Origin of the sequence: Halomonas halodenitrificans DSM 735 (assembly GCF_000620045.1) — a bacterium.
Classification (GTDB): domain Bacteria; phylum Pseudomonadota; class Gammaproteobacteria; order Pseudomonadales; family Halomonadaceae; genus Halomonas; species Halomonas halodenitrificans.
In genome coordinates this window covers 246,129-266,264 of the sequence record NZ_JHVH01000003.1, presented here as the reverse complement: position 1 = coordinate 266,264, position 20,136 = coordinate 246,129, and the positions used below count along the sequence as shown (strand labels likewise).

Annotated in this window: 16 protein-coding genes; 7 read left to right on the top strand and 9 right to left on the bottom strand. The window is 65.9% G+C overall.

The window, feature by feature from the left end; translation table 11 throughout:
* Window positions 1–83 precede the first annotated feature (83 nt).
* Window positions 84–1,010, top strand: coding sequence for a LysR family transcriptional regulator (locus Q358_RS0104850; RefSeq protein ID WP_027961022.1), 927 nt, complete (start codon window positions 84–86; stop codon window positions 1,008–1,010).
* A 136-nt stretch (window positions 1,011–1,146) separates the two neighbouring features.
* Here the strand turns inward: Q358_RS0104850 and ccoM are convergent, their stop codons facing one another.
* The 3 genes from ccoM to rfaH form a co-directional block, all read right to left on the bottom strand.
* Window positions 1,147–1,257: a cytochrome c oxidase subunit CcoM gene (ccoM, locus tag Q358_RS19030; protein WP_281172958.1), complete on the bottom strand. Its 111-nt coding sequence runs from the start codon at window positions 1,255–1,257 to the stop codon at window positions 1,147–1,149.
* A 144-nt stretch (window positions 1,258–1,401) separates the two neighbouring features.
* Entirely contained in the window at window positions 1,402–1,908 is a 507-nt protein-coding gene (locus Q358_RS0104840; RefSeq protein WP_027961021.1) for an FKBP-type peptidyl-prolyl cis-trans isomerase, read from the bottom strand.
* 57 nt (window positions 1,909–1,965) lie between these two features.
* Entirely contained in the window at window positions 1,966–2,499 is a 534-nt protein-coding gene (gene rfaH / locus Q358_RS0104835; RefSeq protein ID WP_027961020.1) for a transcription/translation regulatory transformer protein RfaH, read from the bottom strand.
* Window positions 2,500–2,637: 138 nt separating this feature from the next.
* Between rfaH and Q358_RS0104830 the strand changes: the two genes are divergently transcribed.
* Window positions 2,638–3,999: an AmpG family muropeptide MFS transporter gene (locus Q358_RS0104830; protein ID WP_027961019.1), complete on the top strand. Its 1,362-nt coding sequence runs from the start codon at window positions 2,638–2,640 to the stop codon at window positions 3,997–3,999.
* A 24-nt stretch (window positions 4,000–4,023) separates the two neighbouring features.
* Here the strand turns inward: Q358_RS0104830 and Q358_RS0104825 are convergent, their stop codons facing one another.
* Both Q358_RS0104825 and Q358_RS0104820 read right to left on the bottom strand, forming a co-directional pair.
* Window positions 4,024–5,853, bottom strand: coding sequence for an SEC-C domain-containing protein (locus Q358_RS0104825; RefSeq protein ID WP_043487644.1), 1,830 nt, complete (start codon window positions 5,851–5,853; stop codon window positions 4,024–4,026).
* Between the two features lie 128 nt (window positions 5,854–5,981).
* A complete protein-coding gene (locus Q358_RS0104820; protein ID WP_027961017.1) occupies window positions 5,982–7,229 on the bottom strand; it encodes an ABC1 kinase family protein in 1,248 nt (415 codons plus the stop codon).
* Window positions 7,230–7,348: 119 nt separating this feature from the next.
* Here Q358_RS0104820 and Q358_RS0104815 point away from each other — a divergent pair, with 119 nt between their 5' ends.
* From Q358_RS0104815 to Q358_RS0104795, 5 genes are all read left to right on the top strand, one after another.
* Window positions 7,349–9,277 (top strand): DNA topoisomerase III, encoded by a 1,929-nt coding sequence (locus Q358_RS0104815; protein ID WP_027961016.1) that lies wholly within the window; start codon window positions 7,349–7,351, stop codon window positions 9,275–9,277.
* Entirely contained in the window at window positions 9,277–10,173 is an 897-nt protein-coding gene (locus Q358_RS0104810) for a ketopantoate reductase family protein (protein ID WP_027961015.1), read from the top strand. The genes Q358_RS0104815 and Q358_RS0104810 overlap by 1 nt, the downstream gene beginning before the upstream one ends.
* Before the next feature lie 145 nt (window positions 10,174–10,318).
* Entirely contained in the window at window positions 10,319–11,245 is a 927-nt protein-coding gene (locus Q358_RS0104805; RefSeq protein WP_027961014.1) for a LysR family transcriptional regulator, read from the top strand.
* A gap of 124 nt (window positions 11,246–11,369) precedes the next feature.
* Window positions 11,370–11,657, top strand: a complete 288-nt coding sequence (locus tag Q358_RS0104800; protein ID WP_027961013.1) for a hypothetical protein — start codon at window positions 11,370–11,372, stop codon at window positions 11,655–11,657.
* A gap of 374 nt (window positions 11,658–12,031) precedes the next feature.
* Window positions 12,032–12,640, top strand: a complete 609-nt coding sequence (locus Q358_RS0104795) for a hypothetical protein (RefSeq protein ID WP_043487643.1) — start codon at window positions 12,032–12,034, stop codon at window positions 12,638–12,640.
* 188 nt (window positions 12,641–12,828) lie between these two features.
* Here Q358_RS0104795 and ppc read toward each other — a convergent pair whose 3' ends face one another.
* Genes ppc through Q358_RS0104775 form a run of 4 tightly spaced genes read right to left on the bottom strand, consistent with a single transcriptional unit; the run spans window position 12,829 to window position 20,135 of the window.
* On the bottom strand, window positions 12,829–15,477 hold the full coding sequence (ppc, locus tag Q358_RS0104790; protein ID WP_027961011.1) for a phosphoenolpyruvate carboxylase: 2,649 nt from the start codon (window positions 15,475–15,477) through the stop codon (window positions 12,829–12,831).
* Window positions 15,474–16,406 (bottom strand): nucleoside triphosphate pyrophosphohydrolase, encoded by a 933-nt coding sequence (mazG, locus tag Q358_RS0104785; protein ID WP_027961010.1) that lies wholly within the window; start codon window positions 16,404–16,406, stop codon window positions 15,474–15,476. The genes ppc and mazG overlap by 4 nt, the downstream gene beginning before the upstream one ends.
* The gene (gene relA / locus Q358_RS0104780; protein WP_027961009.1) at window positions 16,403–18,679 is read right to left on the bottom strand and encodes a GTP diphosphokinase; all 2,277 of its coding nucleotides are present in this window, start codon (window positions 18,677–18,679) and stop codon (window positions 16,403–16,405) included. The genes mazG and relA overlap by 4 nt, the downstream gene beginning before the upstream one ends.
* Entirely contained in the window at window positions 18,672–20,135 is a 1,464-nt protein-coding gene (locus Q358_RS0104775; protein WP_027961008.1) for a 23S rRNA (uracil(1939)-C(5))-methyltransferase, read from the bottom strand. Before Q358_RS0104775 ends, relA begins: the two co-directional genes overlap by 8 nt.
* Window position 20,136: the final 1 nt, after the last annotated feature.

Genomic DNA, 20,136 nt, shown 5'->3' with positions numbered 1-20,136 from the left:
CACTCACCGAAAAAGCAGGCGCAGTTTAGGCACAAGCAGTAATATGAAAAATAGGTACATTTCAAAAAGGCTGTTCATTTTTTATGAACAATATCTCCTGGCGCTGGGTGCGTGCCTTCCTGCTGGTTGCCGAACATGGCAGCTTTACCGCGGCCTCTAGCGCATCAGGTCAATCGAAGGCCAACCTCAGTCAGCAGGTGACCCAACTCGAGGGGGCCCTGGGGGTACAGCTACTCCATCGAACCACTCGTCGCCTGCGGCTGACGACGATCGGCGAGGGCTACCGGGAGCGCAGCCAGCTGGCGTTTCGTCAGCTGGATTCCGCCGCCGAATGGGCGGTGCAGTCGACCAACGAGCTGAAAGGGGTCATCCGCATGAATGCCGTCGGCGGCCTGATTGGCGAAGAGCTGATTGCGCCGCTGGTGTTCAAGTTTCAGCGCGATCACCCGGACGTCGAAATCGAACTGGATTTTTCCAGCTTGCGTGTCGACCTGCTGACCAGCCCCTACGACCTGGTCATTCGAATGGGGGAACTGGCCGACTCGACACTGGTGGCACGTGGCCTGCACCGGGTCACGACGCGATACGTGGCCAGCCCGCAGTTTTTGCGACAACACGGGCGTATCGAAACACCCGCCGACCTCAAGGACCTGCCGCTGATCTACGGCAGCGTGGATCATTGGCTGCTGGTTCGGGAGGCGGAGCAACACCTGGTGCGTGCGAAAAACGGTGTCAGAATCGTCAGTGGGCGTGCCATGCGCCAGGCCGCGCTCGCCGGGCTTGGCGTCACCCGGCTCGCCGATGTGTATGTGCAGGCCGATATCGCCAGGGGCGATTTGGTGGAAGTGTTGCCTCAGTGGTCCGACACCACGCAGCTATCGCTGGTGTGCCCCCCACACCGGTATCAACTCCTGCGCGTGCGCAGGCTGATGGAGGAGCTGAAGGCGAACTTCGCCGCGGTTTACGAGCAGGCCCTGAGCGAGGGCCTGCCCTGGGGGCGCCGGGCATGATCCCTGGATCATGTCGGCCGGGCGTTTCGCCCACCCCCAGACAATGCGCCAGCATAAAAAAAAAGGCCGACCCGTGAAGGTCGGCCTACTGGGGGGACAGTCCCCCCTCCCCTGACGACTCGTGTCGCGGATGGATTCAGCGCTTCTTGCGGTGGTCCCGCACGATGAAGGCAATCCAGCCGCCCATGAAGGCGATCATCATCGCGACGGTGACCAACCCGAAAATTACGGCGTCATCTAGATACATGGTGGCGTCCTCCCCGTCGTGATGTGTTGAGTACACTCTAGACCGGGAGGTCGGGGAGAAACCTGACCTGTGTCAAGTTACGCCCCGGAGCCTCAGGCGAGGGACGGCTCAATTGATTCAGATCAACTTTTAGACAACCCTCTTTCAGGGCAACTTCTTGTCCTCGACCTGGGAGTGGTCGGTATCCGGGGGAAGCGGATGGCCCTTGGCGAGCTCGGCACGGCTGGCATCGCGTACCGACAGAACCTCCAGGGCGTAACGCAGGGTATGGCCGGCCAGGGGATGATTGGTGTCAATCAGCACGCTGTCGCCGCGCACCTCCCGAATAGTCACGATCTCGGGGCCATCATCGCCGGGCGTCTGGAAACGCATGCCCGGCGACAGCTCGGGAACCGGAAAGGCGTCTCGCCCCACCTGGCGCTCGAGGGCCTCATCGCGCAGGCCATAGGCCTCGGCGGGCATCAGGGTCACGGTCAGCTGCGCCCCCGCCTCCCGGCCATCCAGGGCGCGCTCCAGGCCGGCGACGATGTTGCGATGGCCATGGAGATACTCGAGTGGTTGCTGGCGGGCGCGGGAGTCATCGAGGACCCCGCCGTCGGCGTCGCTGAGGACATAGTGGAGCGTAACGACGCGCTGGGGGGCGATAGTCATGATGCTCTCCTGGGTAAGAGATATAGCGTGATAAGGAAAGAGAGAAGTAACCGCGGCCTAGCTTCGCCGCAGGCGGGAGACCGGCATCACCAGGCGCTGCTGGCGATGCAACATGTTGAGCAGCACGATGGCACGCTCCTCGCCCTTGTGGCTCTCGAAGACCGCCTGCAACTCCTTGAAGGGGCCCTCGGTAATCTGCACCGTCTCGCCGGCCTGAAAGTAGAGGTTCGCATCCTGGTCGCGCTCGCTGCCCTTGTCACGCAGGGTCGCCACCAGGTCGTTATCCACGGCGATCGGCGTATCGCCAAAGCTGACCAGCCTTAACACGCCACGGGTCGACCGAATCGGGCGCCAGTTGCTCACCAGCCGGTCGAGGCGAATAAACAGGTAGGACGGAAACAGCGGTTCGGTCACCCAGGTGAGCTTGCCTCGACGCTTCTTCTGCACCTCGAGCACCGGATGAAACACCTCGTAGTCCTGGTTGACCAGGTTCTCGGTGGCGCGAAAGGACTCGCCTCCCTTGCACTGGATCACATACCAGCGCGGCACGGCCGCATCGTCATCATGGGGGATCGTATCGCTTTCCTTCATAAGGCTCCCATCGGGCTGATGCTGGTATCACTGCCGGGGCTCTGCAACAATCGTCCGCTGCCCTGTACGACCCGACTCGCGAGCCGCGTGCCCGGCGATTAAAGGCAAGGATTCTAACACCGTTGCAAGGAGAGCCCCATGCCGAGGCCAACTGTCCGGAGAAGCTGGCGAGACGCCCTGGCGATCTACCTGCGTGCTCCCGTCATTACCATGCTGTTCCTGGGGTTCTCCGCCGGCCTGCCCTTTCTGCTGGTGTTCTCGACGCTCTCGGCCTGGCTGCGCAGCGACGGCGTCGAGGTGGCCGCGATCGGTTTCTTCGCCTGGATCGGCATGCTCTATTCGATCAAGTTCTTCTGGGCCCCGGTGGTGGACCGCCTGCCGCTTCCGCTACTGACCCGGCGCCTCGGCCAGCGCCGTGGCTGGATGCTGCTGGCTCAGGCGATGATCATGGCCGGCCTGGTGGGACTCGCCGGGGTGGACCCGGTGGGACACCTGCCGCTGGTGGCCGCCTTCGCCCTGCTGGTCGCCTTCGGCAGCGCTACCCAGGATATCGCCATCGATGCCTTCCGCATCGAATCGGCTCCCGAGGACATCCAGGCCGCGATGGCCTCCACCTATATCATCGGCTACCGCGGGGGGCTGCTGGCGGCCGGCGCCGGCGCCCTCTACGTCGCCTCCTGGCTATCCTGGGAGGCCGCCTATCTGACCATGGCCGCGCTGGTGGGCATCGGCGTGATCACGGTGCTGGTGCGCCCCGAGCCGCAGCGACTCTCGCTGACCACCCAGCTGATACACGAGCCCCGCGTGCGGGCCTTCCTGAGGGCCAGCCGCGGCAGGCCCAAGCCCCTGCGGCGCCTGGGCGCCTGGGTCATCGGCGCCATTGTCTGCCCCTTCACCGACTTCTTCACTCGCTATGGGCACAAGGCCCTGTGGCTGCTGGCCTTCGTGGCGGTCTTTCGCATCAGCGACCTGGCCATGGCCTCCATGGCCAACCCGTTATACATCGACCTGGGCTTTTCCCTCGCCACCATTGCCAACATCACGAACATGTTCGGCATCGCCATGAGCATCGGCGGTGGCATGCTGGGGGGGCTGCTGGTGGCCCGCTACGGCATCGGGCCCATCCTGGTGCTGGGTGCGTCGGCGGCGGCGCTGACCAACCTGCTCTTTACCGCCCTGGCGCTGAACGGTCAGAGCCTGCCCATGCTGGTCATGGCCATCATCGGCGACAACCTGGCCAATGGCCTGGCCAGCGCGGTATTCATCGCCTTCCTGTCCAGCCTGACGTCGCGGGCCTACACCGCGACACAGTATGCGCTGTTCTCGTCGCTGATGACCCTGCCGGGCAAGTTCCTCAGCGGCTTCGGCGGGCTGGTGGTCGAGGTCGAGGGCTACGCGACCTTCTTCCTGATCTCGGCCGTCATGGGCATCCCGGCGGTGCTGCTGGCCATCTGGATCAGCCGCGATCGCGAGCTGGTGCCCGCCCCGGCGACATCGTAAGCCGATCAGGCCTGCGGGGGCGGTTCAGCGCCGCCCCAACCACTCCTTGAGCCACTCCAACGCCCCCGGCGTACCCCGCCACTGGTCGCGCATCAGGGTACGATACTGCCAGGCCTCGGCCCGGGTGCCCGGTTCGACGGGGGCATCATCGCCTCCCGGCACCGGCGACGGGTTGTCACCGCACATCAGGCTCAGGGCGTAGGCGTTGTGGTCGTGACTCCCGGCCAGTGCCTGCTCGGCGTCTTCCACCCGGTCGAGGCGGTATAGCGCCAGGGCACGCCCCATCAGCACACCCAGCACCGGCTCTTCGGCGGCGTCTTCCCCAGGCGGCTCGCTGAGCGCCAGCGCTTCCTCGTCGCGGTCGTCGCGCAGCAGCTGGTCGAGCACCAGCTCCCGTAACCCGAGGCTGTCATGACGGTCCAGCGCCAGCAGGCTCTCGGCTAGCCGCCGGGAGTGCTCGCGGGCCCCGCGCTCCATGCCTACCACCAGGGCCAGCCCCGTGCGCAGCAGCAGGGCGTTGTCGGCGTCTTCCCAGGCCAGGGTGCCCGGCCCGGTGGCGGCCACCTGCTCCAGCCAGCGCTCCAGTCGGCTGGCCAGCGGCACAAACAGGCTGGGGGCCATCCACGGCAGGCTGCCAAACCGCGAGGTCAATGCCAGCGCCAGCTCCTGCACCACCGCCGGTGCATCCAGCCACTCCGGCTGGCTGCACAGCTCGGGAAGCCACTCCGCGGCCCCCGGCCAGGGATCATCGTCGAGCCCCAGCGGGGAATCGGAAACGGCGGTGACGGGAAAGACTCGACGCCAGGCGGCATGCAGGGTGTCCTCCCGGGCGGTGGTGTGATATTCGAAATGCCCTTCCGACGTCGCTGATACGGTCAGGCAAGGTGCCACGGGGAGCTCCTCGAGAAGCGCCTGCAGGGACGCCAGCGGCTCGGCCAGATCCTCCTCGGCATTGAGCAGCTGTTCGGCCAGGGTGGCACCGGGATTGTCGGCCAGATCGGCGAGGAACTGGAGTTGATCCGGATCCAGGTCTCCCTGGCGGGCCAGGCGCCGGAACCAGAAGCGTGCCCGCTCGGCGGCCTCCTGCTCGTGCCCCTCGTGGAGCAGCAGCATGGCTTCGATATAGGCCAGGGTGGGCGAGTCCGGCAGCGCCTGCTGGGCACGGACGAAGGCGGCACGGGCGCTGTCCAGGTCATCATTGTCGAGATGCATCAGGCACAGGCGCTCCAATGCCACGCCACGCAGAAACAGCGGGCCATGCTCGAGAACCGCATCGAGTAGACGCTCGCGTTTGCGATGGAAGCCACGCTCCTGATAGAGGTCGATCAGGATTTCGAAGGCCGGCTCGGCCTGCTCGGGGAGCTGCGACCAGTCACCGCGTTCAAACAGCGACTCGAGGATCTGCTGAGCGCGCCCCCGCTGGCCGGTCTCGGCGGAGATCAGTCCGGCCTCGAGGAGCGCCTGGGCCGGGGCACGACCGCAGGCCAGGGCGTCCTTGAGGGTCCCGCCCTTCCAGTCCTGCAGGGAGAGCATCCACATCAGGTGGTCCGGCACCGCACCGGGCAGGGTCACCGCGCCACAGCAGTGCTTGGTCTTGCGACCGGAGTCGCACCAGCAGGGCTCGTTGCGGCCGGGGCGCGCCAGCGGCTCGCAGCGGAACTCCAGGCGCGCCAGCGGCGTCTGTGACCACAGCTCCGGCGCCAACGCCTGAGCCAGTGGCAAATTGCCGTTCAGCAGACCCGGACCCTCTTCTCGCGCCCAGGCCATCAACGTCGGATAGCGCTCATCCTGGCGAATCGCCTTGAGCGCTCCCGAGGCAAATCCCAGCAGCTGTTCCACCCATACCGCCAGCATTGCGCACTCCACCGTCCGGAAAACGACACAGTCTATCAGTCCGCCGGGGGGCTTGGCAGCCGCCGGCACCTACCTGGGCAGCCGCCCCGCTCGAGGCTTTTCCGACGCCACGTCGGGGAACAGTGTTGTCACCCCGGCTGACGCGCCCAGGCCAACAGCGGTGCGGTGCGGGCCTGCATGTCGAGCCGGGCGCCGAGGCGCACCAGGTTCCAGTAGTGGCCGTTGAGGGTCCGTGACAGCAGGAGAGTGTCGGCGGGCGGCTGCAGCCGGTCCATGGCCGCCCATACCCTGGGCGAGAGTTCGCGCAGGCGACGATGAACGCGCACATCGCCGAAATCCTGTTCGCCGGGAGCGAAGAGCGCCGACACCGCCTCAGCAGACTCGCGATACAGCGACAGCGGCGCGCCCTGCCCCTGGCGACCGCCGAGCTCGAGCAGCGCGGCATCCATGGCCATGGGATCCCCGCCCAGGGTGGCGTCAAGCAGGCGCAGCATCGCCTTGAGCCGCGCCTCGGGCACCGGGATCACCGCTCCCAGGTCGTAGATGACCAACCGCCCCTGATCGTCGGCGAAGTTGCCGGCATGGGGGTCGGCATGCAGCTCGCCATGGGTGAAGAGCTCCTCGGTGAGCCAGTCGGCAAGAGAGGCCGCAATGCGCTGGCGCCGGTTGTCATCGGTGGCCTCCAGATCCCGCAGCGGCGTCCCCGGCACATAACGCATGGCCAGCACCCGGGCCCCGGAGTAATCCGGCAGTGGTTCAGGAATCACCACTTCGGGCCAGTCGGCGTAACGCTGCCGATAGCGTGCCAGCGCCTCGGCCTCGGCATGATAATCCAGCTCGCCGCGCAGACTCGTCGCCAGTTCCTCGAACAGCGCATCGAGTCGCGCCTGAGGCACCTTGAACCAACGACCCAGCCGCATCAGCCGCCTGACCTGGGCCAGATCCCCCTCCAGCACCTCGGCAAGCCCCGGATACTGCACCTTCAACACCAGCGTCTCGCCCTCGAGCGTCACGCCACGATGCACCTGGCCCATGGAGGCGCTGGCAAAGGGACGTGTCTCTATCTCACGAAACACGGTATCGATGTCGCCATAGTGCTCATCCAGGGTGCGGCGAATCGATGCCCAGGGCATCGGCTCGGCCTGGCGCTGCAGCCTGGCCAACTCTTCCGCAAGGTCCGGGGGCAGCAGGTCATCCCATTGAGACATGATCTGTGCCAGCTTCATCGCGGGCCCCTTCAGCTCCGAGAGTCCCTCGAACAAGGCCTCTCCCAGCGCCCGCCAATCCGCCTGGCCACCCAGGCGAGTGCGTAGCAGTGCCCCGCCGGTACGCGCCCCCAACCCCATCAGGCGCCGCGTCCTGCCCCTCTCGCGCATTCCTGGCCTCCGGAAGAAAAGTATTACAGCAATTGTACACCACTATACGAATGCAACACCCTGGCCATTCGGTGCGAATACTGGAAGAATCTCCATATTTGATCGCCACCGAGGCCGCCATGCGCCTGATCATCGCCGAGAAGCCAAGCCTGGCACGAGCCATCGCCGACGCCCTGCCCGGCGCGCCCCGCAAGCAGGAGGGGGCGATCGCCGTGGGCGATACCACCGTGACCTGGTGCCTGGGCCACCTGCTGGAGCAGGCGCCCCCCGATGCCTATGACCCGGCCCTCAAGCAGTGGCGGCTGGATACCCTCCCGATCCTGCCGGACCGCTGGAAGCTCACGCCGCGCCCCAAGGCCCGCGGCCAGCTGGCCACGATTCGCAAGCTGCTCAAGGCCGCCAGGGAGGTGGTGCATGCCGGCGACCCCGACCGCGAGGGGCAGCTGCTGGTGCAGGAGGTCATCGAATACCTCGGCTGGAAAGGCGAGGTATCGCGACTGTTGATCAGCGACCTTAACCGTCCGGCCGTGCAGCGGGCGCTATCCCGCCTGGAGGACAACCGGCACCACCAGCCACTCTATCGTGCTGCCGAATCACGTTCCCGGGCCGACTGGCTGTATGGCATCAACCTGACCCGGGCCTGGACGCTGACCGGCCGGCAGGCGGGCCATGACGGCGTGCTCTCGGTGGGCCGCGTTCAGACCCCGGTGCTGGGCCTGGTGGTGCGCCGCGACGCGGACATTCGCCATTTCGAGCCCAGGCCCTTCTTCGTGCTGTGGGCCGACCTCCGGGTGGCAGGCGGCCAGCTGCGCGCCTGGTGGGCCCCCGGTGAAGGGCATCCGCTGGATGACCAGGGGCGCCTGCTGAACCGCCAACCCGCGGCCGACCTGGCCGAACGCCTGCCGGGGGCAGACGGCCGACTGGTCGCCCTGGAGACCCAGGAGAAGCGCCAGGCCGCCCCGCTTCCCTATTCGCTATCGGCGCTGCAGGTCGACGCCGCCAGGCGCTACGGCATCTCCGCCAAGGTCGTCCTGGATACCTGCCAGGCCCTCTATGAGCGCCATCAGCTGATCACCTATCCGCGCTCCGACTGCCGCTACCTGCCCGAGGAGCATTTCGCCGCCGCCCGCGGCACACTGGAGAGCGCCTGCCGTGACGACGACACCCTGCGCGGCTGGCTGGCCGGCGCCGACTTCGCGCGCCGCTCCCGGGCGTGGAATGATGGCAAGGTCGGCGCCCACCACGCCCTGGCACCCACCGGGCGGCCCGCCGATACCGCACGCCTCACCGCCACCGAAGCCAACGTCTTCCGGCTGATCGCCCGCAACGTGCTCGCCCAGTTCTATCCACCGCTGGCCACTCGCGACGTGAAGGCCGCGTTTTCCATCCTCGACGAGAGCTTCCGCGCCCGGGGCCAGGAAATCCTCGACCCCGGCTGGAAGCCGCTGTTTACGACCCGCGATGACGCACCGCCGCTACCGCCGCTCAGCGAGGGCGAAGGCTGTCGCGTTGAGGATGTCGGCGTGGAAGACCGGGAGACTCGCCCCCCGGAGCCCTTCAACGATGCCAGCCTGATCAAGGCGATGATGAACATCGGGCGCTATGTGGACGACCCCGCCGTCAAGCGCACGCTGCGAGACCATGATGGCCTGGGTACCGAGGCCACCCGCGCCAGCATCCTCGAGACCCTGATAGACCGCGGATACCTCGTGCGCCAGGGCAAGGCGCTGCGCGCCACCCGCCTGGGCAGTGCGCTGATCGCCTCGCTGCCGGAGGCCGTGAGCCGCCCCGAGCGCACCGCGCTCTGGGAGCAGCGACTGGGGGCCATTGCCGAAGACGACGCCCCGCCCGCCCCCTTCCTCGCGTCACTGGTGGCCGACCTGCGCACGCTGCTCGCCGCCGCCGACGCCGGTCGCCTGCGTCAAGCGCTGCATGGCGCCGAGGGCGTCGAGGCCCAGCCGCCCGGCCGCACCTCTCGCCGCCGCGGCCCCAAACGCGCGACCACCGGCAGCAAGCGTCGCGCCCCACGCCGCAAGGAGAGTCGCTGATGGCGTATGCAAGACACTGGATCGTGGGCCCCGGGGCCATCGGCAGGCTGCTGGCCCTACGCCTGGCGCAGAATGGCCATAGCGTAACCTTGATGGGTCGCCGCCCGCTGCCTACTCATCAGACGCTGATGACGCCACAGGGCGAGGCCCTGAGCCTGGAGGTGGTCACCCGGACCACGCCGCCCCCCGAGGTGCCGGATGTCCTCCATCTGACCACCAAGGCCTACGCCGCCGAGGCCGCCTACGGGGCCGTGGCGGCGGGGCTTCCGGCGGGCACCCCGCTGGTGCTGTGGCAGAATGGCTTTCACACCCAGCCCCTCCTTGGCGCGCGCCACGGTGGCCCGGTGCTATGCGCCACGACCACCGAGGGGGCCTATGTCGCCGCGGACGACCGAGTGGTCCACGCCGGACATGGCGATACCGCCATCGGCTCACTGGATGGCGACCATGACGCCCTCTCCCGGGCCATGGCCCGCCAGCTGAATGCCGCCGGCCTGTCGGCCCGGGCGGTGCCCGATATTCGGCGGCGGCTATGGCACAAGCTGGCCATCAATGCCGCGATCAACCCGCTGGTCGCCCATCACCGGATACGCAACGGCGAGCTGCGCGACGCCCCTTTCCGTGACGAGGTAGAGGCGGTGATCGGCGAGGTCGCGACGGTGATGCAGGCCGAGGGCATCGCCCCGCCGGCGGGCTCGGGACTCGAGGGCTGGCGCGCCCTGGTCTGGAAGGTCGTGGAGGCCACCGCCGACAACCGCGCCTCGATGCTTCAAGACGTATTGGCGGGCCGCCCCACCGAACATGCCGCCATCCTCGGCCCGCTATGCGAGGCTGCCAGGCACCGCGGCCTGACAACGCCTCGCCTGGATGCGCTGCTGGAAGCCCTGGCGAAGTGATGCCCCGACGCCGGAGATGACTCCAAGAGGCGGGGGTCTGACCCCAAGGGGCGGGGTCTGACCCCAAGGGGTGGGGTCTGACCCCGAGGGGTGGGCGAGTGCTATGATACGCGCCCTGCGACACCGTATATCCGAGGATAGCCACTTGAACCGTACCGACCTGCGCCGCGTGGATTTTCATCTATTGATCGTCTTTGAAACGATGATGCACGAGCGCAGCGTCACGCGAGCGGCGGAAAAGCTGTTCCTCGGCCAGCCCGCCATTAGCGCGGCGCTCTCTCGGCTGCGCACGCTGTTCGATGATCCACTGTTTATCCGCACCGGCCGGCACATGGAACCCACCGCCCGGGCCGAAGACATCTTCAAGCATCTGGCCCCGGCCCTGGACTCCATTTCCGCCGCGCTGAGCACCACCAGTGACTTCGACCCGGCCACCAGCGACGCCGTCTTCCGCATCGGCCTGTCCGACGACGTGGAATTTGCGCTGCTGCCGGCCCTGCTGCGCCAGCTGCGCCGCGAAGCCCCCAACGTGGTGCTGGTGGTTCGCCGCACCAACTACTTGCTCATGCCGGAGCTGTTGAACGCCGGTGATATTTCCGTGGGCGTCAGCTACGTCTCTGACCTGCCGGCCAATGCCAAGTGCAAGCCGCTGCGCCGCAGCTGGCCCCAGGTGTTACGCGCCGATGACGCGCCGGCGCCGATGACGCTGGAGGAATACTGCTCGCGCCCCCACGCCCTGGTGTCCTTCGCCGGCGACCTCGACGGCTATGTGGACAACTCGCTGGAAGCCTTGGGTTACCGACGCCGCGTCGTCCTGGCCGTACCGCAGTTCAACGGGTTGGGCACGCTGCTTGCCGATACCGATATCATCGCTACCGTCCCCGACTACGTCATCGAGGGGCTGACCGCCAGCGGCCGACTGCACGCCAATGCGCTGCCGTTTTCCGGCCCGTCCTTCGACCTGTCCATGGCGTGGCGCGGTGCCCAGGATAACGACCCGGCAGAGCGCTGGCTGCGCACGCGCATCGAAGAATTCATCGGCGACCCACAGAGTCTCAAACCAATTAATTAGCGTGATAATAACCTTTGCGACGTTCGATTCGTCACGGCACGGACACGGGCGCATCATGTGGCCATCCACACGGGGCAGCGTTATTAAGGACGCCCGGCCCCTTACCACTATGGAGCCACGTACCATGAAGAAATCACTGCTTTTCTCACTCGTTATTGCCGCCACACTTCCCGTTGCCGCCAGCGCCAGCGTGATCGTGCAACAAACCAACCAGAACATTCAGGAACCGCTTGCCGGTACCGCACCGACGTCTCAGCACGTCAAGGCCGGCGTTGATGCGGCGAATGTTTTCGGTCACAGCGCGGCCATGACCGAGACCACCTTTGCCCTGATACAAAACAACCAGCATGAAACCCAGCTGCCCGAGACCGACCACAACGCTGCCAGCACCGGGCGGCCGTCCGACTGGTGAGTGACCTCCGCTAGCCGCACATGATAATCGGCGCGTCCAGCCCTGAACCGAAAAGGCTCTAAACTGGAAAGGCGCCGAACCGAAAAGGTGCTGAATCGCCAGGAAAGCCCCGCCCCGCACATGACTGCAGGGCGGGGCTTTTCGGGTAGGTATCGGGCCCCTCCGCAGCGAAGGGACAGTCCCCCGCCGTCTCACCGATGCTGGCGGCATGCATGACGACCGGCCTGATGGCCGAGTCGGGGACTGTCCCTGAGGCCTTGGGACCAAATGGCTGGCGAACCGGGAGTGGGCTTGCTAGCCTAGAGGCATCTCATCGCTACTCGCTCTACGATCTGGCCCTCCTGGGTCAGGTCATGGTGCAAGGTCAGGGAAAAATGACATCCCGTCACATCATCGCCTCGCTGCTCACCGGTCTGGCCCTCACGGCGCCCCTTGGCGCCAACGCCAATGAGGGCGGCATTGCCGAGGAGCTCACCCGGCAGACCAGTCGGCAAAGCCCCGCCTATGCTGGTCAGCCGGAAGATGTCATTCGCCTGGATAACGGTATTACCCTCGATGGCCGGGACGTCGAGAGCCCCGACGGCTACACCTCCGGCTTTCGACTGATTGCCGGCTACAACCCCTTCCGGCTCCCCAACCTGGATCTCGGCGCCGAATTCAGCTACCAGGAAAGTGACGAGGTGCCGACGCGGCCCGAAGATCAGTCGCTGCTGGTCAACACCGTCAGCCTGGGCGGAAGCCTGGTGGCCGGCGTGCGCATGGGCCACTTCGGCGTCTATGCCAAGTCCGGGATGGTCAGTTGGGAAGGCGATGCCGTGATTCCCCGCGGCGACATCGAGGAAGCCGGCACCACCCGGGTTCAAGGCTTCGGCGCCCGCCTGCAGTTTCCGAGCTTTACCAGCCGCCTCGAACTCGAGGAGTATGATGCGCCCAATATGGCGCACCTCAATCTACTCACCGCCTCCATCAATATTCCCTTCTAGCTGGACCCGGGGACAGTCCCCTGCAGAGGGAACACCGCAAGCAAGGTGCACCAAGGCGAACCGGGGCGGCTTGCCCGGGGACTGTCCCCTGCGGGCTGGCCGTAAGCCAGTATGTCGCCACCGAAACTCTCGGCAAGGGTTTTCGTATCGCTTAAAGCTTATAGCTTACAGCTCCCGGCGAAGCCAGGTCAGCCGGTATTCCTGAGCCCCGCGGCGATGCCCGCCATGGTGACCATCAGCGCCCGTGAAAGATCCGCGCTTATTGCGCCGTCGGCATCACGATTACGCTGCAAGAGCTCCGCCTGGAGACCATGTAGCGGATCGATATAGGGGTTACGCACGGAAATCGCCTGATGAATCAACGGCGTTTTCTCCAGCAGCGCCTTCTGGTCGAGGACCTCCAGGAGTACCTCGTCAAGGCGCTCGAAACGCGCGCGCAGACGCTGCCCCAGGGCCTTGAGACTCGGCTCGTCGACCAGGCGATGCTCGTAGTAGGTGGCAATGCCCACATCCGCCTTGGAGAGCAGCATTTCCAGCATATCCAGATAGGTGGCGAAGAACGGCCAGCGGTCCCGCATCTCCTGGAGTACCTCGCGGCCGCCTTTCTCTTCCAGACGGGCCGCGAAGGCCTCGCCGCTGCCCAGCCAGGCCGGCAACATCAGGCGAACCTGGGTCCAGGCGAAGATCCAGGGAATCGCACGCAGGGTCTCCACCCCCCCGTCCTGACGCCGCTTGGTAGGCCGTGACCCCAGCGGCAACCGCCCCAGGGAACCCTCCGGGGTCACCGCGCGGAAGTAAGGCACGAAATCAGGGTCTTCTCGCACCACTCGCACATAGGCGTCATGGGCAATTCCGGCAAGGCGATCCATCTCCTCTCGCCACTGGGGTTCCGGGTCGGGCGGTGGCAGCAGACTGGCTTCCAGGACCGCACAGGCGTAGATCTCCATCGAGCGCAGGGCAATTTCCGGCTGGCCAAACTTGAAGCGGATCATCTCGCCCTGTTCGGTCACCCTGAGACTGCCATTCACCGAGCCCGGCGGCTGAGAGAGGATGGCCGCATGGGCCGGACCGCCGCCACGCCCCACGGTGCCGCCGCGACCATGGAACAGGGTCAGGTCCACGGCATGTCGCCGACACACCGCCACCAGGCTCTCCTGGGCGCGATACTGGGCCCAGGCGGCCGCCAGCTGACCGGCATCCTTGGCGGAATCGGAGTAACCGATCATGACCTCCTGACGATCACCGATCAGGCGACGATAGCCGGGCAGCGCAAGAAGACGGTCGATCGCATCGCCGGCATGATCGAGGTCATTCAGCGTCTCGAACAGCGGCGCGATGGGCAGCTTGACCTCGCCCCCCACCTCCTTCATCAGCAACGCCACGACCAGAACATCGGAGGGCTCCGCCGCCATGGAGATCACGTAGGTGCCAAGCGCTTCCGGCGGCTCGCTGGCGATGACCCGAAAGGTATCGATCACCTCCCGCGACTCCGGAGAACACTCCCAGCGCCGGGGAATCAGCGGTCGCCGCGAGGCGAGCTCCTCGAGCAGAAACTCCTGTCGCTGCTCCTCGCTCCAGTCGGAATAGTGCCCGAGCCCCAGACCGTCGGTGAGCTCCTCCATGACCTGGACATGGCGGCTGGCTTCCTGACGGATATCAAGCTGGGTCAGGGTGACGCCAAATACCGCCACCCGGCGCAGGGTATCCAGCAGCGCGCCATTGGCGATGGTATCCAGGCCCACGTCGCACAGCGAGCGATAGCATGCGAGCAGGGGCGAGTAGAGTTGATCGCGACTCTCGATGATCGGACCGCCACCGTAAGGCTTGCCATCGAGGCTTGCCTTGGCCCAGTCACGGGTAGCCTCGACCCGCGCCAGCAGCTGGCGCAGCAGTTCGCGATAAGGTTCCGCGGCGTCACCGACCTCGGCCTTGAGCGCACTGTTGGCCCGCCACATGGAGAGCTCGGCCTTGAGCTGCTCCAGGTCGCGCAGATAGAGATCCGCCGCCATCCAGCGCCCCAGCAGGAGCACCTCACGAGTCACTCGGGAGGTCACATTGGGGTTGCCGTCTCGATCGCCCCCCATCCACGACGCGAAGCTGATCGGTGCGGCGTCCAGTGGCAGGCGTTCACCGGCCGTATCCAGCAGCAGGTTGTCGAGGTCACGATGGAAGTCAGGCACCGCCTGCCACAGCGAGTTCTCGATGACCGCAAAGCCCCACTTGGCCTCATCCACCGGCGAGGGACGCTCGTGGCGAATCTCGTCGGTATGCCAGGCCTGGCTGATCAGTTCCTCGAGGCGACCCTTGGCCCGTACACCCCGCTCGGGATAGTCCGCGGACGACTCGATAGCACTCAGGCAGTCATCGATCGCGTCGTATTTCTGAATCAGGGTGCGCCGGATAACCTCGGTGGGGTGGGCGGTCAGTACCAACTCGACACGCATGCCGGCCAGGCTCTCGACCAGCTTGCGCGGCGAGTTGCCGGCGCGACGGGCTCGGTCCAACAACTCGGACAATACCGGTTGGGTTCCCGGGTGATAATCCTCGACGCGACGAAAGCGGGCGCGATAATGCTGCTCGGCGATATTGGCCAGATTGAGGAACTGGTTGAATGCACGGGTCACCGGTAATAAATCCTGGTCGGGCAACCCACGCAGATAATCGATCAGCTCACGCTGGGCCTGCTCATCGCCCTGGCGCCCACGCTTGGCGAAGTCGCGAATGGTCTCGATTCTGTCAACGAAGTCATCGCCCAGGTCATTGGCGATGGTGCGTCCCAGACTGTCCCCCAGGATACGGACGTTGTCGCGCAGGGATTCGTGCAGATCGTGGCTCATGGCCGGCTATCTCCGAAAGATGTGGCAATTTCACGGCGTTCTTCGCGTTTGGCGGCCTGCCAGTGGCGCTCCATGGTCGCCAGGTCGGCGGCGGCGGGGCTGGACCCGGCTGCCGTCAAGGCCGTTTCTACATGACGAAAGCGACGCTCGAACTTGGCATTGGTCGCCCTCAGGCACTGCTCGGGATCGGCCTTGAGGCTGCGAGCGAGATTGGTGACCGCAAACAGCAGGTCCCCCACCTCCTCGGCGGCATGGTCAGCGTCGCCTTCGGCCAGCGCCTCCTCCACCTCGTCGAGCTCCTCGCGGATCTTGGCAATCACCTCGCGAGAATCGGGCCAATCGAAACCCTCGCGGGCGGCCCGCCTGGAGAGTTTTGCGGCCCGCGACAGCGCCGGCAGCGTGCGCGGCACATCATCCAGAACCGACGCCGCGGCGCCATCCAGAACCGACGCCGCGGCGCCATCGAGCACCGAGGCAGCAGACACCTCGAGCGTATCACGGGACCTCTCGGCACGCTCCTCGGCCTTGAGTGCCTCCCAGCGCCCCTTGATATCCTCGAGTCCCCGAGCCTCGGCACTCTCGCCAAGTGTTCGCCGCGAACTCAGGCTGCCGTCGGGAAACACATGCGGGTGGCGACGCAGCATCTTGGCGGTCAGGGTGTCGACCACGTCATGGAAATCGAAGCGCTCTTCCTCATGGCCGAACTGAGCATAGTAGACCACCTGGAAGAGCAGGTCGCCCAGCTCACCGGGCAGTTCGTCCCAGGCCCGGCGCTCGATGGCGTCGGCAACTTCATAGGCCTCTTCCAGGGTGTGCGGCACGATGGAGTCCCAGTCCTGCTTGATATCCCAGGGGCACCCCTGTTCGGGATCGCGAAGCACCGCCATCAGGGTCAGCAGATCGTCCAGGGTATGCTGGCGCTGGCTCATGATTTCCTCTCCCGGCGTTTACTGGACTTTCTGCCGCTGCGCAGACGACGCACCTCGATGACGTTGGACAGCTGCTGAATACGGGAGAAGAGCCGGCCCAGGGTCTCCAGGCCATCCACCTCCACGGTAATGGTCAGCCGTGCGATGCCGTCATCGGTATCGGTCAACGTATTCACCGACAGCACATTGACCTTCTCGTTGCCCAGCACCCCGGTGACGTCGCGCAGCAGGCCGGAGCGATCCCAGGCCTCCACCTCGATATTGACCGGATACTGGGTGAGGGCACGCTCGCCCCACTCCACCGCGATGATGCGCTGGGGCTCGTCCACCTGCAGCTGCAGGATATTGGGGCAGTCCTCGCGGTGGACCGTCACCCCACGGCCCTGGGTAATAAAGCCGACGATGGACTCCCCCGGCACCGGATGACAGCAGTTGGCCATGCCGGTCTTGAGGTTCCCCACGCCCAGCACGGTGATATCACTCGCCCCGCCCTTGCTCGGCGTGCGCCTCGGCTTGGCCAGCAGGCGCTCGAGCTGCTCCTGGTCGTCATTCTCGCCGAACAGCTGCTGGGCCTGGTTCAATACCTGGCCGATGCGCAGATCCCCCGCCCCCAGCGCCGCGTACATGTCCTCGGGAGTCGGGTAATTGACCTTGCGCGCCAGGGTGTGGAGATCCATGTCCTCGAGGTCGAGGCGCTTCATTTCGCGTTCGAACAGGGCACGCCCCTCCTCGATATTCTGGTCGCGAGCCTGATACTTGAACCAGGCCTGGATCTTAGCGCGGGCACGCGAGGTACGCACATAGGCCAGGCTGGGGTTGAGCCAGTCGCGACTCGGCCCGCCCTTGCTGGCGGTAAGAATTTCCACCTGCTGGCCGGTCTTCAAGGCATAGGTAAGCGGCACGATGCGGCCGTTGACCTTGGCCCCCCGGCAGCGGTGGCCTACCTCGGTGTGTACCCGATAGGCGAAGTCGATGGGGGTCGCGACACGCGGCAGGTCGATGATATGACCATCGGGGGTGAAGACGTAGATACGATCCGGCGCCACATCGCTGTTGAGCCCCTCACTGAGATCGCCAAGGTCGCCGACCTCCTCCTGCCATTCGAGCACCTGACGCAGCCAGGCGATCTTGTCTTCGTAGCCGGTGCTCTTGGCCTGGGTGTCGTGTCCCTTGTAGCGCCAGTGGGCACAGACCCCGAGCTCGGCCTCTTCGTGCATGGCAAAGGTGCGGATCTGGATCTCCACGACCTTGTTCTCGGGGCCGAACACCGCGGTATGCAACGACTGATAGCCATTCTTCTTGGGATTGGCGATATAGTCATCGAACTCGAGGGGGACGTGATGCCAACGCGAGTGCACCAGGCCCAGCACGGTGTAGCAGTCGGCCACTTCGGGCACCAGGATGCGCACCGCGCGGATGTCGTGGACCTGGGAGAAATCGATGTGCTTGCGCTTCATCTTTCGCCAGATCGAGTAAATGTGCTTGGCTCGGCCATCGACGTCATACCGATGGATACCCTGGGCCCCGAGCAGGCCCCTGAGGGTATCGACGATTTCACTGATATAACGATCTCGATCCAGGCGTTTCTCGGCCAGCTGACGCGCGATGGTCTTGTAGTCGTCCTCCTGCAGATAACGAAAGGAGAGATCCTCCAGCTCCCACTTGAGGTGGCCAATGCCCAGCCGGTGGGCCAGAGGCGCATAGATGTCGAACACCTCCCGGGCCACGCGCTGCTGCTTTTCCCGGGGTGCCTCCCTGACCTGGCGCAGCGCGCAGGTACGCTCGGCAATCTTGATCAGTGCCACCCGGACGTCATCGATCATGTTGACCAGCATCTTGCGCAGGTTGTCCTGCTGGTTATGCTGACTCATGTCATGGCTAGGCAGCTGAGTGGCGCTGATTGCCGCCATCTGCAACACGCCATCGACCAGGCCGGCCACCTCCGAGCCGAACCGCTTGCCGACGGCGTCGAGGCTAACAAGCCCTTCACGCACCGCGCGATAGAGCACGGCCGCCACGAGCACCGCCTGGTCGAGTTTCAGTTCTCCCAGGATATCGGCCATCTCCAGGCCCATGCGAAAACTGGAGCCCTCCGTCATCCAGGAACGGTGGGGATGGTCCGACTCCTCCTCCAGACGTTCGGCAAGCCGGCAGGCCTCGGCCATCTCGCCCGGGTCGCGTAGCTTGACGTCTTCCCGCAGGCGCTCCACCCAGCGATCGATATCCACACGCCCCGTTGCGGTGAGCGGTTGGTCCTCACGAACTTTAACCATCTGCTGATGCTCCTTGCCGCTGCCGTTCTGCATGGGGGTGCTCGAACAGCAACATCGACTCCAGATGCGAGGTGTGCACGAACATGTCGGCCACGGCGACATGCATGATCCGATAACCACCACGCAAGAGATGTGCGGCATCCCGCGCCAGGGTCGCCGGGTCACAGGAGATATACAACACGCGAGGCACCGGTGCGGCCACCAGGGCCCGGGCAGCCGACTCGGCACCATCGCGTGGCGGGTCAAGCACCACGACCCCGGGGGCGAGCTCCGCCAGCAGGTCGTCGACGGCGGCCTGCTGCGCCAGGTCGGCCCGGCGCGCCGTCACCCGCCACGCCTGCCCCGGCCAGTTGCTCCGGGCGTTGCGCGCCAGGCGCTCGACCATAGACGGACTGCCCTCCACCGCGGTCACTCGCGCACCGGCAGACGCCAGGGGCAGACTGAAGTTACCGATCCCGGCAAACAGGTCCAACACGGGAATATCCTCGAGTTCGCCGAGCCAGCTCAGTGCCGTCGTCACCATCTGCCGGTTGACCTCGGCGTTGGCCTGCAGGAAGTCGCCGGGGGCAAAGCCCAGTTCGAGTGTCTCCCCGTCCCCGGGCACCCGGCAGGTCAGCGACGGCTCGGGGGTCAGCCACTCGAGCTCGGGGGTCTCACGCCCCACCAGCCAGCCCAGATGGAGCCCGTACTCGGTGCCAAAGGCATGCCAGGCCTCGCGGTCGACGGCATGTGACTTGAGCTGGCGTATCACCAGCGTGGGCCCCTGATCGCTGGCCAGCAGTTCCAGGTGGCCTACCAGGCGTGGTGCCTGGAGCCTGGCCAGCTGCTGATGCAGGGGGCCCAGCAGGGCATCGAGCGCCGGCATCAGGATAGTGCAATGCTGGATATCAACCAGACGATGGCTGTGGCGAGCCCGAAAGCCCAGGTGCAGCCGCCCCTCGGCATCCTGCTTCACACCCAGGCGGGCACGCCGGCGATAGCCATGGCCGGCGCCGGCCAGCAGCTCGGGTTCCGCCTCGACCTCGATCCCCTGGCGGGCGAGCAGGTCGATGAGCACCGCCTGCTTGTGACGGCGCTGGGCGGGAAGGGCCAGGTGCTGAAGATCGCAGCCGCCACAGCGTTCGAAATGCTCGCAGGGTGGTGTGACGCGTTCCGGCGAGGCCTCGAGCCGTTCACGCACATGGGCTTCGTCGAAGCGCTTGCGGGTACGGTGAACTGCGACGTCGACCCGCTCGCCCGGCAGGGCCCCCTCGACAAACAGCGTCTTGCCGTCGGCAGCGTGGGCCAGGCCCCGCGCGTCATGCGCCAGGCGCTCGATCCGCACGCCCCGTGCCTCGCCATCGACCGCTCTCGTCGACGCCTCCTTCTCCGACGCCCGGGACGGCGGCTGACGTCCCTGCAGCCCGGAGACGCCCGACCGTTCGCGGCGCGGCCGCCGCTTGCCCAGCATCGCCATG